Here is a 12,761-nt window from a genome sequence, read left to right on the forward strand (position 1 = left end):
GATTTGCAACGTAATGCAGTTCGGGTCATTGCGGCGGATCCTCGAATAGCCCCCGCCCGAGCACGTCGGCTGACCGCCTCATTGCGAAAGAGCAGCAGCGACTTGGCAGCCGACTTGCGAAGCCCGAGTGCTTCTGAGCGCTTGCGATAGCGATCGTTACCCGAAGGGCCGAGACACCCGAAGGGTGGCTCGGTGAGGAGCGAAGCGACGAGTAGAGCGCGGGCCGAAGGCATCGCCCATACGCCGTCAGCTTGCGGACCCGCACACCTGATCATTGCGATGTTCCCGAACCCGATTGAGGGACGAACACGCCAATAGGCCGGGGGACCATGGGCGCATCGGGCGCCGAGATTGCCGTCATGACATCGCCCGGCGGCACGAGCGCCAGCAACTGACGGCGCGTTTTCATGAGATCGGGTCGCCTGACGAATAGCGTCCCAGCCTTTGATGAATGGCTGCTGGACGTCCACCTCGCCGGCAGGTCGATGGCAAGCAGATTTGTAAGCTTTGCGACGTATGCTCGCGTCTCTTCTGGCAGAGGGCCGCCTGCGAGATGCTCTTCATAGCGTGATGGTCCCACGTTGTACGCGGCAAACACGCCAGGCGAGCCATACCGATCGAGCAGTTCGCGCAAGTACGCCGTGCCGGCCAGAATGTTGTCGTGCGGGTCGTAGGGGTCGTTCCCGAGATTGTAGCGCTCGCGAAGGTCCGCCCAAGTCGCCGGCATGATTTGCATCAGGCCCATTGCGCCTTTTGGCGATCTGGCGTGCACATCACCAGAACTCTCGATGCTTTGGACTGATCGGATCCAGTTCGGCGCAATCGCAAAGCGTTGTGAGGCTTCATTGATGAAGCCGGCAAATGAGTGAGCGGTCTGACTGATCGCCGGCTGGGCGGCTGATCCACTCTGGGCCAAAGCCTCACCGTCGAACGCGGTCAGAAGAAGCATCAAGGGCACGACAGCACAAATGCGCGTGCCCAACCGACCCAACCACGCCGTCGGGCTCGCGCCGGTCTTGCAGACATCGATCGAGGCGGAGGAATGATCCCGCAATCGATCGAACAAGGGAATGGCGAGGAGAACACGTCGAATGCGCACGATCACTCCTCCCACGTCCACACCGGCATCGCATGGCCGATCACGCTAGACGCCGGAAGAAATCCAAAATACCGGCCATCAAGAGAGTCGTCCGACTGCCAGTTCATCAGAAACAGTTCGCCGTCGCCGACGACGCGGCAGCCCTGCCATCTCGGCAATGGCCGCCCGCGTCCGTCGCGATCCCTCGCCTCGCCCATTGCAATGTCGTCGACCGAAATCTTGAGGCCGGTTCTGCAAACACTCTGGCCGGGAAGAGCAAGCACGCGCTTCAGCATGGGTACGCCAATGGGCAAATAGCCGTTGAGGTCGAGGAAGGCCGCGAGCGGCTCCGGCGGCTGCACGGCGACCAATTCAGTGACTTGGAATTGGTCCGCCGGGCGGAGGCGGTAGAGACCGATCGGAACGCTCGCGGATGCGTTCCAGATGAAAAGCGGAAGCGGCTCCAGGACGATCGTCGCGACGAGCGCAGCAGCGGCCCCAATCATCATAGCCAGCATCATGAGGCGGCCTGTCATCGCATCACCTTTTGGCGATGAAGCCAGGCCCGGTGGCGTGCTTTCGTGTAGGACCGCGGGTTTTCGTTGACGGACAGACGGTTGTGAACGTGATGCCAATGATCAGGTGCGACATCAGCTGGATCGATGCCGAGCGCCTCGATGGCGTCGGTCATCTGCAGCACTCGCTCGACCTTCGGCCAACCAGCGAGCCGCAGCAAGATCTCCCCACCCGGCTTCACATACGGGATGGTCGAGCAGCGCTGTCCCGGTGCGACCGCGCGCAAGATGTCGATGCGCGAAATGATCGTCCCAAAGTCGTTTGAGGTCCATCGGACGAAGGCAAAGATGCTGCCGGGCGCAAATGACAGGACACGCCGGTGGCGATCAAGCTTCCGTTCCGCAACAACTCGACCGAACCGAATGCGGTTTTCGATACGCTTCTCAAGCCACAGAACTTCCACTTCCGTGAGATCGCTCATGCCGCGGCTCCCTGACGCTGGAGTTGGCAGCCGTAAGCATGGGGTTCGGCGAATAGCGTATGCGACTTGGAGAGCCAAACAGAACTGGCGGCCTGCTGCTGCCGATCGCCTCCAACGAGGTTTTCGGCCTGGTGCGTTAGAAGAAATCCGAAGGATTTCTGGTTAGTAAAGTTAGAGCGGCCGGAAAGCGAGGAGAAACAAGCTCTTAATCTCGATTCCGGTCCCCGATAGCACGAGGATCGGGTCCCCGATAGCACGAGGGTTGCGGTCCCCGATAGCACGAGCTGATTCACAGGTTGTCCTCCGAATTTGGAATGAGACCGCGCCGACGCAAGCGTGCCGTTAAGGGATGAACAGGCGTTGGCGCGAAGTTCAGCCGCTCGGTGCCATCAGGATCCCGTGTGAGCACGAGCTGATAGCCGGGCAATGTCTGGCGCTGAACGATCTGACGTACGTCGTAGGCAAAATGCTTGAGCGGCGAGAGGATGCCGGACTTGGCATGGAGGTGCACAAGGTCAAAACTCCAGCCGCCGTCCTGGCGCCCACCGTGCTTGCGCACTAGGCGGTAGAGCCACCGTTCAAGCCCGCCGGTCAGATCGAAATAGGCTCGATCAATCGTCAGCACGAGCGCGTCGTCGATGACGCCGGCGTAGAACCAATCCGGCAGGATCAGCTCGAGCCCGAATGGGCGGCCATTTGCATCCGCCGTCTCCTTCCACTCGTTGATCCAGGAGAAGCGATGGCGTCGCCGTTCTGCCGGTTGACGGATCGACGTCAGCACGGTCGTTGACTGAAGTCTGTCAAGACCAGCCTTCAGGCGGTCATAGTCACGTGCGCTGGTGCCGCGGCCCACAAACGTCAAAATCTCGTAAGGCGTTGCAGCCATCAGGCGCGACGTCTTCAAGCCAGTATCACGGGCTTGGACGATCTGGGACGCGGCCCAGATCAGAACGTCTGCATCCCAGATCGTCGCCATGCCGTGTTCCGGCACGGCTTCGACACGAATTGAGATCGCACCCGCGCGGAAATCGATCGGCACAGTTCGCTTTGTTTTTGCAAGCGAGAAGAACGGATAGGCCATCAGATCCTGCGCATCGCGCGGCGCGAGATCGCCGGGCAGCGCCCGAAAGAGCTCAAGCAGCTCGCGCTCTGCATGGTGTTTGCGCCGCATAGTCACTGCTCTCACGCGGCTATCAGCGACGTTCCTGACCTGCATAGGGACGCAGGGCCGGATGCTTCTTGGCGGGCAGCACGGTCCCCTTGCCGGGATCCGATGTCGACGTCTTGGCGCCGAGATCGGCCCACGCTTTCAGGTCATCGACGGCGTAGACAACACGTCCGCCAATCTTACGATACGTCGGTCCAGTACCGTATGTGCGGTGCTTCTCCAGCGTGCGGCCGGACAGACCAAGGTAACGCGCGGCCTCTGGCGTACGCAGGAATCGCGGGGGGAGACCGGCCATCGGATCGGGCATTTGAGAACTCCAGGATGACAGCGCACTACGCTTGGCTAGGCCGGCGTGTGTGCGGTCATCATGGAGGAGCAGAACCTCGGAGGGGGATGCCGAATGTTGGGGGTGCGATTTTCGGCACCCTCGGGGACTGCGCTACTCATCCCTGCGCCCGGCCCAGGAGCAGCAGTTGCTTCTGCTTTTGCCTTGAGAATTGGAGAAGCGAATTCGAGAACTACTCGGCAAGGAAATCGTGCAGGAAAATTTGCGCGGATTTGCAATTGGTGACACGAGGTTCGCCGAATTTGAGCCTATCCTGAGGCCCATTTCATCGAGAGTAAACGGCTGGACTGATCGCCAGATTTCTCTGTTGGTTCATCTTCACGATCTTGGAGGTGACTACGCGGCGGGGCCTCGACATTGCCGCGTTGCCGACTTGCTGATTGAGGAATTGAGCGAGCGACAATGGATTGCCTCTATATGGCAACTGGCGGCGGATCCGCAGCTGAACGGATCGCCTACATCGTACTCGAAGACCCCGGAAACCGGCGAACACACGCCGATTGAGCAGAGGTCGTCGTGATGAGCAAACAGGGTTTGGGTCGCCATGTTGAGCGTGAGACAGGAATGACGTTCGACAGATGGGGCCGACGGTTCCTGATGGCATGGCGTCGAGGGAATTGCGATCCGGCGTCCTATCATAGCTTTGCCGATAAACTCGGATATGAATCCGCCGCTGCCTTCTCGGCAATGTTCAAGAAGTATATGGGGCAGCCGCCGGGCCGAGATTTGAGTACCTTGAGATTCTCGGCTAAGATCGGAGAGTAAAACTCATACCCGCTGGATTCCGGCCTCGCCTCCGAGAGGCGGGCTGATGATCCCGGAGGGACCAGACGCCGCTGCGGCGGGACCAAATCAGGGTGAAGCCCTCGCGGCCTTCGATCTTGACGGGCGAGGCGTAGATTGGGGGCCGCTAGGTTCGGATCGTTGAGCCTGACTGAGAGGTAAATCGCAAGCTGCCTCAGGCCAGCCGCGAAGACCCCGCCCGGCGGACCGGACGGGGCTTGGTGAGGCGCTCTTACTCGCCGCTCTTGCGTGGCCGCGACCAGAGGAGGGTGTAGCCTTCACCGCTCTCGTCATCGAACAGGTTGGCGTAGATCGGAGCGTTGAAGGAAGGATCGTCGAGCTTGAGCGAGAGGTAGTCCCGGCCCTCCTCGGAGCGCTTCGACCAGGCCGCGCCGATCTCCGCGCGACCCACATAGATGCGGTGGCTGGGAGCGTTGTCGTTGGAGCGGTTGGTCTCGGCGACGATGCGGACGCCCTTGGCCTGCAGGCTCAGGGTGACGATCTCGCCCTGGAAATCGTTGCCGACCTTCTTGAAGGAACCGATGTTAGCCATGTCACTTCTCCTGTTGTGTTTCGAGCCCGCGACCATCGCGGCCTCGATGGCGATCTGCAGGCCGAAGACGATCGGCGACGCACCCGCTCGCGGGCCGGAGCGGAGCGGAGGACGCCGTTGTGGCGACTTTCTTGTCTCGCGAGGAATGGGCGAAGCCCAGGGGAAGAAAGTCGCATCAACGGCGTTGCGGCTCAGACGATCGAGGCGAAGCCGGTCTTCGGCCAGATCCAGCCATCAACGAGGCCACGTGCGTCCGCGTGCTGAACCGCAATCTCGGGAGAAGACATGGCTTATCTCGGTTTTGCTGAACAAGAGGTTGGAACGATTCAGCGCAGAAAAAGAAACAATTTGCTGCAAAGGGCGGTATCGTCTCCCAGCAACGGAGCTAGGCAACACGGCTCCGCCGCGGCTGCGTGGGCCAGACCCAAATGCCGGCGGCTTTGATCGAGTAGTTCCGAGGAGGACTGGCCCCCCGCGCTCAGGGCTCGATCATCCCCCGTTCAGCGCGCCGATTTATGCGAACCTGTCGACGACGAAGGCGGTAAACGGTCATCCCTCGGGCCTTCCGGCCGTAAGAACTGGTTAGACGGACTCTCCATCACTCCACCCGGCTCGAGCGGGCGGGTCTTCGCCAGAACGATCAAGCGCGTCCATGACGTGACCCCAATGCAAACCGCGCCCAGGCAAACGAAGACCTCACGCCAAGCCAACGAAGGCACCCCGATCTGGGACACGGCGAACACCACATGATAGCCGGCCACGGCGGCGGGAATAGCAAATGCTGTTGCGATCGCGATGCGCAAAGCCAAGGACCGGGTAATCGCGACGGCGGCCTGACCGAAGGCAAGCGTCAACGCGCCACCGGCCGTTCCGATAAGCAGCGCACCGACCACGCCGGCACCATTCTGAAACGCCGTTATTCCGATACTGAGAGCGACGAAAAACGGCAGGGCATACACAGCGAGCGCAAAGATCGCCCAGCAGAAGAAGCCGATGCCGAGTGTGTTGAGAACGAGCCCAAGGGCAAGCATAGTGGTGGCTCCATATGCATAGATCTGACAGTCGCGCCTTCCACCACCACCACGGCGCAATTTTCGATATGGAGCCGAAACGAGGCAGAGTTGCGGCGCATGCAACTCCGCGTTCACGCCGGAGGCGAGAAGGCAGCGCTCACGCGCCGCCGAACCTCCAGACGGGGATGCCGAGCCGCTTCGCTTTGTCTGCCAGGTTGTCCTGGATTCCCGTGCCCGGGAAGTGCATGACGCCGATCGGCAGGAGTTCGAGCATGGCGTCGTTGCGCTTGAATGGGGCTGCCTTGGCGTGCTTTGTCCAGTCAGGCTTGAAGGCGATCTGAGGCACCCTGCGATTGGTCGCCCATTTAGAGGCGATAAGCTCGGCTCCTTTGGGCGAGCCGCCGTGGAGCAGGACCATGTCGGGATGCTTGGCATGAACCTTGTCGAGGCGGTCCCAGATGAGGTTGTGGTCATTGAAGTCGAGCCCGCCGGTAAGCGCGATCTTTGGTCCCGGCGGCAACATGACCTCGGTTTCGGCGCGACGCTTGGCTGCGATGAAGTCGCGGGAGTCAATCATCGCCGCGGTCAGCGTGCGGTGGTTCACGAGCGATCCTGACCGAGGGCGCCAGGGCGATCCGGTGTGAGTCTCAAAGCGCTCGATGGCCTGGTCGCGGAAGAGCTCCAGGCAGTTGCGGCGCTCGATCAAAGTGATGCCTTCGGCCGTCACGCGCTCGAGTTCGACCGATCGCACTTCGGAGCCGTCTTGGTCGCGCTGGCTTTTGTGCTGCGCCTGTTCGTTGTCGTCGAGTTGGCGTCCGATGCGGTCGACGGCGCGGTGGAACAGGTTGACGGTCGACCAGAGCAGATCGTCGAGGTCCGGTTCAAGCCGGGTGTCGCTCAACGTCGCGACCAGGGCATCAAAGATATCGGCGACAGCACCGGCGATGATCTTTCCCTCGGGAAGCGGCCGTGGGTCAGGCTGGTCGTCGAAGGGACGGTAGCCGAAGAGTTGTAGCTCGGTGAGGACGTGGTCAGTTGGAGAAGAGGCGTGCGGCGGTTCAATGTCGTCGTGGACGGTCATTGGAGGGATCCTTTGCCGGATCGGCCGCGCCCATCGCGGCCTTCGTGGCGATCACTCAGACGGCGGGCGGAGCGGGCCAGAACCCGCAAGGGCCGAAGCGGCAGCGGAGGATGGCGGAGGCCGGCTATTTTGCTTCGCGATGCAAAGCGCGCCGGTTTGATGGCTGTTGTGTCTGCATCGCCGGCGCGCGGCGGAAAATAGCCGGGCGCAGCCATTGCCGGCCCGGTCCGCTTGCCGTCCGATCGCCCTCTAGAAGGCCGAGGTCGCGTCCTCTTCCGGCAATGGCCTCGTTATGACCGACCTATTAACGTCGATCGAAGCACCGGCCTATTCTGCGGCTACTGTCGACGAATACAGGAAGCGGACGACGTCCTCTGGTACGAGTTGAAGCCGCAACTCTGCTCGGAGGGTCTCGAGACCGAGGATGTGCAGGTCTTCGTTGAAATCGCCCAGCCGGGGCGACAACGTAATCGCTTCAACGCCTACGGCTTTTGCACGCTGGGTGAGAGTAGCCTGCACCGCATCTCCGGCGGCATCTGCGTCACGGGCGATATAGAGCCGACGCAGACCAGACGGCAGCATCATGGCCGAGAGGTGATTGGCCGAGAGCGCCGCGGCCATAGGCAGAGTCGGCAGCACGTAACGCAATGAAAGCATGGTCTCGATTCCCTCGCCGGCGGCGAGCACGTCGTCCACCACGCCGAAGCGAACGGCGTTGCCGAGCAGATCGCCCATGGCCCGTCGTGGCGTGTCGATCGGAGCCTTGCCGAGACGAATGCGATCAAAGCCGTCTGGATCGAGCCAGGTTCGATGCACGCCGGTGATCCGCCCCTCGAGATCCGTGACGCAGGCAATCATCGCCGGCCAGGTTTCGGTCGGCGACTGCTCGTCCGGTCGATAGTAGCAACGAGGGTGGAAGCGGAGGCTGCCACCATGATGGACGTGGGCTATTCCGCGACGATGCAAATACGTCTCGACCACGGTGCCTTCGATCGGGCTAGAGATCGCAAAGAGCCGACGGGCGGCTTCCTGCGATCCGGCCGGCGGCACCGAACGAATGGGTTTCGGCGCCAGCTGCTGCTCAGGACGAGGCAGCTTCAGAAACCGCCTCGCTTCCTCGGCGACCTCGCTGAAGTCGCGCAAACCCCGGCATTCGCGGATGATGTCGAGGAGGTCGCCATGCTCGCCGGTCGCAGCGTCAGTCCACTTGCCGGCGGGGCCCTTCGGCGATTCTTGGAGCCGTACGAACAGTGAGCGGCCCGGATTATTGTGAACATCGCCGACCACCCAATACCGGCCTGCCCGCTTGCCGTGGGAGAGATAGTGCCGACACACCGCCTCCGCCTCGCGCGCGAGACGGCGTGCCAGTTCGGAAGCCCCGTGAGACATCACGCGGCCTCCCGCTCACTGACGCGCGCGACCGGGTAGGTGTCGAGCACCTTTGTCAGGATCCCGATGCCGCTTGCGTCCGTGGGCACGAACATCCGCAGCTTCCAGGATATGATCTCTCCAAAGAGGCCGTAAGCGCGGAGGCGATCGCGCATCGTGTCGTTGAATCCCGACAGCTCGATGCGGCATGCGCCCATCACCCGGACGCGGCGAAGCTGGAGCCCCTCCGCGAGATCGAGGACGGTACGTCCCTCCATCACCGCTGCAAAGGCAGCGTCCGGCGACAGCGTGGGCGCGTCCGCCGAGACGGCGTTTGCGACCCACGCGGCAGAAACCTTGCGGCCGATGATACGTTCGCCCGTATCGGTCTGAAGACGATAGACGCGGGTCGTTTCATCCGGCAGCCGCTTCCAGATGGGTAGCAGCAGTCCCGCAACGACGTGGATCGTGCTCTCCGTGAACTCAGGCACCTCAGCAAGCTCCGCCAGCCAGGCCGCAGCAAAACGTTCGCGATCCGCTTCAACCCAATGGCTCTCCACCATCATGTTCAAAGGGAACTGGTGCTGCTCCATAGGCCGGACCAGGCGGACGCGGCGCTCGATCTCGCCGTCATCGAGCATGACGCTCGGGGCCGGAACCTGCACGGCGGCCCTTCCCGAACGCTCGTTGATCAGCAGGACAGCATGATTGGAAAGACGAGCAAGGGCGTCATCCAAACCAACAGGATGGTTACTCTGGCGCTGGACGATGGTGAGCAGCCGTGTCTCGGCGCCTGTGCGCGGATGGACATAGATCATCCTCCGGCCGCTGACGACAAAGCTTTCGGCACGGAGCGTTTCCAGCCCGACATCGTACGTGCCCGATGCGACGGCGCCCTCGATCCGAGCGGTCAAGAGCTGCTCGAAAACAGTGAACAGGACATTCTGCAGGCCGATGGTGAGCGCCAACAACCTGTTCAGGAAGGTCGTGATCGGCGGCAGATCATCCCTGAGCCCATTGGTATCCGTCAGCTTCAGGCCGGTAGCATCCTCGAACCTCTCGAGCGAGCATCCGTCGACCTTGCCTCGCACCAGCAGCGTGTAGAGTTGACGCAAAGCATCGCGTCCGTACTGGCTTTCGAGATTGTCCTCAGGCCGGAACAGGCCCTGCCCTCCGGTCTGGCGCTGGCCGCGCGTAATGGCGCCCAACGTGTCGAGCCGGCGCGCGATGGTGCTGAGGAAGCGCTTTTCGGCCTTCACGTCGGTCGCGATGGGGCGAAACAGCGGGGGCTGCGCTTGATTGGTGCGGTTGGTCCGGCCGAGTCCCTGAATCGCAGCATCGGCCTTCCAGCCGGGCTCGAGCAGGTAATGAATCCGCAAGCGGCGATTCCGAGCCGAGAGCTCGGCATGGTAGCTCCTCCCCGTGCCGCCCGCGTCGGAGAACACGAGGATACGCTTGATGTCGTCCATGAAGGCCGATGTCTCAGCGAGATTGGCCGAACCGGCGCGGTTTTCGACTACCAACCGGTCGTCCTTACGAATGATGCGGCGCGAGCGGCCGGTCACTTCGGCGACCATGTCGATGCCGAAGCGCTGCACGATTTGATCCAGCGCGCCGGGTACCGGAGGCAGCGAGGCGAGTTTCTCGATGAGGCGGCCGCGTCGTGCTACGGCTTCCCGGCTCTCAACCGGCTGGCCATCGCGATAGACCGGCCGAGAGCAGAGGTTGCCCTCCGAGTCTGTAAAGGGCTCGTAGAGCTGGACCGGGAAGGAATGGGCGAGATAGTCGAGCACATACTCGCGCGGGGTGATATCGACCTGGACGTCGCCCCAGTCTTCGGTCGGGATCTCGGCGAGCCGGCGCTCCATCAACGCTTCGCCTGTTGAGACAATCTGGATGACGGCGGCATGGCCGGCGTCGAGATCGCGGTCGATCGATCGGATGAGCGACGGTGTCTTCATCGAGGTCAGCAGATGACCGAAGAAGCGCTGTTTGGCACTCTCGAAGGCGGATCGGGCCGCGGATTTTGCCTGCCCGTTCAGCGTTCCGGTTTCGCCGGTGATGTTGGCGGCCCGCATCGCCGCGTCGAGGTTGTTATGGATGATGCTGAACGCATTGGCATAGGCGTCGTAGACGCGAACCTGTTCCGGCGTAAGCAGGTGTTCAACGAGCTCGTACTCGACGCCCTCATAGGACAAGGAGCGGGCGGCGTAGAGACCGAGCGCCTTGAGGTCGCGCGCCAGCACCTCCATCGCCGCGACGCCCCCCTCCTCGATTGCCTCGACGAACTCGGCGCGTGTGGCGAATGGGAAGTCGGCGCCGCCCCAAAGGCCGAGGCGTTGAGCATAAGCGAGGTTGTGGACCGTGGTTGCGCCCGTCGCCGACACATAAACCACGCGAGCATTGGGCAAGGCGTGCTGGAGCCTCAGGCCTGCGCGCCCTTGCTGAGAGGCCGCCTGGTCGCCGCGCTCGCCTTTGCCCCCGACCGCATTCTGCATGGCATGGCTCTCGTCGAAGACGATCACTCCGTCGAAGTCGGAGCCCAACCATTCAACGATCTGCCTGACACGCGAAAGCTTCTCGCCACGCTCGTCGGTGCGTAGCGTGGCGTAGGTGGTAAAAAGGATGCCTTCCGAAAGCCGGATCGCGGTACCCTGGCGAAACCGGGACAGAGGCGTAACGAGCAGTCGCTCCATGCCGAGCGCGGACCAGTCGCGCTGGGCATCTTCGATCAGCTTGTCGGATTTGCTGATCCAGACCGCACGGCGGCGGTGCTTGAGCCAATTGTCGAGCAGAATCCCTGCGACCTGCCGTCCCTTGCCCGCACCGGTGCCATCGCCCAAGAACCAGCCTCGGCGAAATCGAACGGCTTTCTCTGCGTCGTCGCGCGCGGCGGCCACAACATCAAACGTCGTATCGACGGTCCAAGAGCCCGCGAGAAATTCCGAGTGAGCCTCGCCCGCATAAATGATGCTCTCGATTTGGGCGTCCGACAGAACTCCGCCTGCCACCAAACTTGAAGGCAGATGCGGACGGTAGGACGGCTTCGGCGGCGCAACCGACGCCATCGCCGCGGATTGCACGAGCTTGGTCGGATGTGTGCACGATCCGGGAATACGGATCGACTGCAATCCGTACTCCTCATAGAGCGCATCGGTGAGGCGGGCGCCTTCCGGCGGCGACCATTCGATGGTCTCGTACGCAAGCTCCGCACCTTCCGGAGCGCTCCTCGAAGTGGACGAGGGGCTTGGTGGAACGGCGCCGGCCGGTCGGGGCACTGCAGGGCCCCTAACGATGTCGGCCACGACCGGCACGGCGACGGGCAGCCTCTGAGGCACGTGCTGGGTCACCCAATTGAGCAAGGTAGCGACATCGCCGGCCATGCTCTGCGATGCAGGAAAAGCCTTCGGATCGGCAGCGGGCCACTTGTCGATTACGAGCAGCCTCGTGTCGGTCTGAGTGCCGTGCTTGGCGTAGACAGCGCCGTCGATCGCGGCAGAAAACACGACCCGCCCGCGCTCCTGGAGGCGAACAAAGGCCTCTAGCCACGCCGGGTTATCCGGCGCAAGGCCTGCGCCAACGATGGCGACGAGGCGCCCACCATCGCAAAGGCGCGCAAGCGCCGAAGCGATGTGCCGGAAAGCGGTGTCCGCCATTCGTCGATCGACATTCGCCACCGCGGAGAACGGCGGGTTCATCAGAACGACGCTGGGTACTACACTCGCATCGAGGTGATCATCGATCTGCGCAGCGTCGAACCGCGTGACCTTAACATTGGCGAACAGATGATCGAGCAGCGCCGCGCGGCCTTCAGCCAACTCGTTCAACATCAGAGAGCCGCCGGCGAGCTCGGCCAGGATGGCGAGCAAGCCGGTCCCCGCGGATGGCTCCAGAACGCGGTCGGCAGGCGTAATGCCGGCTGCGGTGCATGCGGCCAGCCCAAGCGGGATCGGGGTCGAGAATTGCTGGAGCGCCTGACTGTCGTCGGAGCGCCGCGTATGGGTCGGCAGACAGCTCGCGATTCTCGCGAGCATTGGCAGCATGGCGGCCGTCGAGCCTGCCTTGGCCCGGATGGCCGGACCGAACTTGCGCAGGAAGAGAACGGTTGCCGCCTCGCAGACGTCATACGCGGTCTTCCAGTTCCAGGCGCCGGCCGCATCCGAGGCGCCGAAGGCCGCTTCCATGGCGCCACGCAGGACGGCGGCATCGATGCGACGGCCGCGTTCGAGCTCGGTCAGGAGCTGTCGGGCGGCCTTGATAGCGGCAGAGGTGAGAGTAGCAGCGGCACGCATCGAGAGCGGCGCGGCGGCAGCGCCGCCCGCAAGAGATTCGGTCATGACAGGATTTCTTTCGGAGAGCGGGAACAGGTCGAAC

At 62.6% G+C, this 12,761-nt stretch carries 11 protein-coding genes; 1 reads left to right on the top strand and 10 read right to left on the bottom strand.

Annotated elements, in window-relative coordinates; translation table 11 throughout:
- Positions 1 to 271 precede the first annotated feature (271 nt).
- From XH81_RS31745 to XH81_RS31765, 5 genes are all read right to left on the bottom strand, one after another.
- Entirely contained in the window at positions 272 to 1,105 is an 834-nt protein-coding gene (locus XH81_RS31745; protein ID WP_333913922.1) for a lytic transglycosylase domain-containing protein, read from the bottom strand.
- Entirely contained in the window at positions 1,102 to 1,614 is a 513-nt protein-coding gene (locus XH81_RS31750) for a S26 family signal peptidase (RefSeq protein ID WP_225155232.1), read from the bottom strand. The genes XH81_RS31745 and XH81_RS31750 overlap by 4 nt, the downstream gene beginning before the upstream one ends.
- Positions 1,611 to 2,075, bottom strand: coding sequence for a DUF2840 domain-containing protein (locus XH81_RS31755; RefSeq protein WP_271596695.1), 465 nt, complete (start codon positions 2,073 to 2,075; stop codon positions 1,611 to 1,613). Before XH81_RS31755 ends, XH81_RS31750 begins: the two co-directional genes overlap by 4 nt.
- A 289-nt stretch (positions 2,076 to 2,364) precedes the next feature.
- Positions 2,365 to 3,246 (bottom strand): replication initiator protein A, encoded by an 882-nt coding sequence (locus tag XH81_RS31760; RefSeq protein ID WP_225155230.1) that lies wholly within the window; start codon positions 3,244 to 3,246, stop codon positions 2,365 to 2,367.
- A gap of 22 nt (positions 3,247 to 3,268) precedes the next feature.
- Entirely contained in the window at positions 3,269 to 3,550 is a 282-nt protein-coding gene (locus tag XH81_RS31765; protein WP_036006809.1) for a helix-turn-helix transcriptional regulator, read from the bottom strand.
- A gap of 555 nt (positions 3,551 to 4,105) precedes the next feature.
- On the opposite strand from XH81_RS31765, the gene XH81_RS38805 reads away from it, so the two are divergent.
- Positions 4,106 to 4,354: a helix-turn-helix domain-containing protein gene (locus XH81_RS38805; protein ID WP_442868215.1), complete on the top strand. Its 249-nt coding sequence runs from the start codon at positions 4,106 to 4,108 to the stop codon at positions 4,352 to 4,354.
- Between the two features lie 250 nt (positions 4,355 to 4,604).
- On the opposite strand, the gene XH81_RS31775 is transcribed toward XH81_RS38805, so the two are convergent.
- The 5 genes from XH81_RS31775 to XH81_RS31795 form a co-directional block, all read right to left on the bottom strand.
- Positions 4,605 to 4,925, bottom strand: coding sequence for a DUF736 domain-containing protein (locus XH81_RS31775; RefSeq protein ID WP_036006807.1), 321 nt, complete (start codon positions 4,923 to 4,925; stop codon positions 4,605 to 4,607).
- A 500-nt stretch (positions 4,926 to 5,425) separates the two neighbouring features.
- Positions 5,426 to 5,956 carry a hypothetical protein gene (locus XH81_RS31780; protein ID WP_271596696.1) on the bottom strand — a complete coding sequence of 177 codons (531 nt, stop codon included), beginning with the start codon at positions 5,954 to 5,956 and terminating at the stop codon, positions 5,426 to 5,428.
- A gap of 139 nt (positions 5,957 to 6,095) precedes the next feature.
- A complete protein-coding gene (locus XH81_RS31785; RefSeq protein ID WP_271596697.1) occupies positions 6,096 to 7,019 on the bottom strand; it encodes a DUF2493 domain-containing protein in 924 nt (307 codons plus the stop codon).
- A gap of 327 nt (positions 7,020 to 7,346) precedes the next feature.
- Positions 7,347 to 8,408 carry a DUF7146 domain-containing protein gene (locus tag XH81_RS31790; protein WP_271596698.1) on the bottom strand — a complete coding sequence of 354 codons (1,062 nt, stop codon included), beginning with the start codon at positions 8,406 to 8,408 and terminating at the stop codon, positions 7,347 to 7,349.
- Positions 8,408 to 12,724 carry a strawberry notch-like NTP hydrolase domain-containing protein gene (locus XH81_RS31795; protein WP_271596699.1) on the bottom strand — a complete coding sequence of 1,439 codons (4,317 nt, stop codon included), beginning with the start codon at positions 12,722 to 12,724 and terminating at the stop codon, positions 8,408 to 8,410. The genes XH81_RS31790 and XH81_RS31795 overlap by 1 nt, the downstream gene beginning before the upstream one ends.
- Between the last annotated feature and the right edge of the window lie 37 nt (positions 12,725 to 12,761).

It is taken from the genome of Bradyrhizobium sp. CCBAU 25360 (assembly GCF_028128695.1).
In the GTDB taxonomy this organism is placed as follows: domain Bacteria; phylum Pseudomonadota; class Alphaproteobacteria; order Rhizobiales; family Xanthobacteraceae; genus Bradyrhizobium; species Bradyrhizobium ottawaense.

Excerpts from the sequence above, each read along its gene's own strand:
- XH81_RS31760 (WP_225155230.1), bottom strand. The coding sequence starts at position 3,246 with ATGCGGCGCAAACACCATGCAGAGCGCGAGCTGCTTGAGCTCTTTCGG.
- XH81_RS31780 (WP_271596696.1), bottom strand. The coding sequence starts at position 5,956 with ATGCTTGCCCTTGGGCTCGTTCTCAACACACTCGGCATCGGCTTCTTC.
- XH81_RS31765 (WP_036006809.1), bottom strand. The coding sequence starts at position 3,550 with ATGCCCGATCCGATGGCCGGTCTCCCCCCGCGATTCCTGCGTACGCCA.
- XH81_RS31795 (WP_271596699.1), bottom strand. The coding sequence starts at position 12,724 with ATGACCGAATCTCTTGCGGGCGGCGCTGCCGCCGCGCCGCTCTCGATG.
- XH81_RS31790 (WP_271596698.1), bottom strand. The coding sequence starts at position 8,408 with ATGTCTCACGGGGCTTCCGAACTGGCACGCCGTCTCGCGCGCGAGGCG.
- XH81_RS31750 (WP_225155232.1), bottom strand. The coding sequence starts at position 1,614 with ATGACAGGCCGCCTCATGATGCTGGCTATGATGATTGGGGCCGCTGCT.
- XH81_RS31755 (WP_271596695.1), bottom strand. The coding sequence starts at position 2,075 with ATGAGCGATCTCACGGAAGTGGAAGTTCTGTGGCTTGAGAAGCGTATC.
- XH81_RS31775 (WP_036006807.1), bottom strand. The coding sequence starts at position 4,925 with ATGGCTAACATCGGTTCCTTCAAGAAGGTCGGCAACGATTTCCAGGGC.
- XH81_RS31785 (WP_271596697.1), bottom strand. The coding sequence starts at position 7,019 with ATGACCGTCCACGACGACATTGAACCGCCGCACGCCTCTTCTCCAACT.